A 2,181-nucleotide genomic window follows, 5' to 3' on the forward strand; every position below is an offset into this window, starting at 1 on the left:
GTGTGGAGGTGCTGACCGCGGCTGCGCGCACGCCGGAGGCGGACGCCAAGACCCGCCAGAACCTGGCACTGGCGCTGGCGCTGGCGGGCCGCTGGGCCGATGCTCGCCAGATGGCGGGCGTCGACATGGCGCCGACGGATGCGGATGCGCGCGTTCTGCAATGGGCTGCCTTTGCCAAGCCGGCCGGGGCCGCGGATCAGGTGGCCGCGCTGCTGGGAGTGAAGCCGGTGAAGGATCCCGGCCAGCCGGTCGCCCTGGCGCTGAACAATGTCATGCCCTCGCGCGTCGCCCCTGCTGAGCTTATGGCCGAAGCGCCAGCGACGAGCCTTGCGGCCGAGCCTGAGCCGACGCACGTGGCCGCCGTTGCGGCAGACGTTCCGGCTGGTCCCAGGATCGTGTTCGCAGAGCGCCGCGAGGTGGTTCAGTCGCTGCCGGCCGGTACGCAGGTTGCCCGAAGCGCTGGGGTGAAAGCGCCGGTGCGGCTTGCGGCAGTGGAAAGCGAGGGTTCGGCCAAGGTCAAGCAAGCCGGCAAGTGGTTCGTGCAACTTGGCGCCTATGATTCGGCAGCCGTTGCCAAGGACGCGTGGGAGCGCGCCCAGCGCCGTTATGCCGGATTTGCCGGCGAGACGCCGAGCGGCATGGCGTTCAAGTCCTTCTACCGCTTGTCGGTGGGCGGCTACTCCCGTGGCGAGGCCAATGCGCTGTGCCGCGGCTATCGCGCCAACGGCGGCTCATGCTTCGTTCGCACCGGTGCGGGCGACCAGACCGCTGCCTGGGTGAAGCCGTCGCGGGTTCAGTTCGCGGGCCGGTGAGCCTCCGCCAACGCTGGCTCATGCGCCAGTCGGCGGGCCGACGGACGGTCAGGCCAGTTCGCGTCCACCCTTGAACAAGCGCAACACGCGGCCCTGGACCGGAAGACCGTCAAAAGGCGTGTTGCCGGCGGTGCCGGGCAGCGTGTCCGCTGAAATTTGCCACGGTGCGTCCGGATCCACCAGCATGAGATCCGCCTCGGCGCCGGGCTGGAGCGATCCGGCCTCCAGGCCAAGTACCGCCGCAGGATTGCGCGACAGCAGAGCGGCGAGCCGTTCCAGGCTGACGTGGCCGTCGCGCGCAAGGCCGAGCGCCAGCGGGAGCAAGGTTGCCGCGCCTGCTGCACCAGCGGTTGCATCGGCGAAGGGCAGGCGCTTCTCCTCCGGTCCTCGTGGATCATGGCCGGAGCACAGCACGTCAATCGTCCCGTCGGCCAGCGCCGCCAGCGCCGCGCGCCGATCATCCTCCGACCGCAAGGGCGGGGAGAGATGCGCGAAGGTGCGGAAGTCACTCATCGCATTGTCGGACAGTAGCAAGTGCGCGGGGGTGATCCCGCACGTGACGCGCACGCCGCGACGCTTGGCGGCGCGCACCATCTCGAAACCGGCTGCGGTAGTGACCTGACGCAGGTGGAGCCGGGCACCGGCAGCCTCGGCGAGCATGAGATCGCGGGCGATCGCCAGCGGTTCGGCAAGGGCTGGTGCGGCGGGTAGGCCCAGCCGGGTGGCGGTTTCGCCCTCCGTCGCCACCGCTTCACCCACCAGCCCGCTGTCTTCCGCATGGGTGACGACCGTGAGATCGAGATCGCGAGCATAGGCGAAGACCCGCGCCATGACGCCTGAGTCCGCAACCCAGCGCCGACCGGTACCAACGGCTCGCGCTCCGGCTGAAACGCAGATCGCCATTTCAGCGAGATCGGTTCCGGTCAGGCCGCGAGTCGCGGCGGCGATGGGGTGGATCCACAGATCCGGCCGGCCGATCAGCGCGGATCGCTGAACGATGCCTGGTTCGTCCAAGACCGGGTTCTGATCAGGCATGAGGCCGACCCGAACGATCCCACCGGCACGGAAGGCAGCGCGATCGATAGTTGCCACGCCCAGATCGACGATCGCCGGTGCCAGCAATGCGCCGCGGCAGTCGATCTCCGTTGCCCCCGCCGCCGCATTGACGATGTGTCCACCGGCAACGAACAGGTCGCCACGCCGCTCGCCCGCAACGGGACAGATGATCCGGGCATCCCGGAAGTGTAGCGCGCCGCTCACGCCCACCCCTCCACGCCGCGTGACCGGCGCGTCAGCACGTCAAGGCAGGCCATCCGCACCGCGACCCCCATCTCCACCTGTTCGGTAATGGCGGATCGCTCCGCATGAT

At 69.4% G+C, this 2,181-nt stretch carries 2 protein-coding genes and 1 pseudogene; 1 reads left to right on the plus strand and 2 read right to left on the minus strand.

The window, feature by feature from the left end; translation table 11 throughout:
- A partial coding sequence (locus AX702_RS18485) for an SPOR domain-containing protein (protein WP_197420683.1) occupies positions 1-812 on the plus strand: 812 nt, incomplete at its 5' end.
- A 48-nt stretch (positions 813-860) separates the two neighbouring features.
- Here the strand turns inward: AX702_RS18485 and AX702_RS18490 are convergent.
- Together AX702_RS18490 and pyrB are read right to left on the minus strand one after the other, a co-directional pair.
- A complete protein-coding gene (locus AX702_RS18490) occupies positions 861-2,072 on the minus strand; it encodes a dihydroorotase (RefSeq protein WP_066781911.1) in 1,212 nt (403 codons plus the stop codon).
- Positions 2,069-2,181 (minus strand): annotated as a pseudogene (pyrB, locus tag AX702_RS22230) (aspartate carbamoyltransferase catalytic subunit); the annotation flags it as partial. The pseudogene pyrB and the gene AX702_RS18490, both read right to left, overlap by 4 nt.

The organism is Sphingomonas sp. CCH5-D11, from assembly GCF_001557395.1.
GTDB lineage: Bacteria > Pseudomonadota > Alphaproteobacteria > Sphingomonadales > Sphingomonadaceae > Sphingomonas.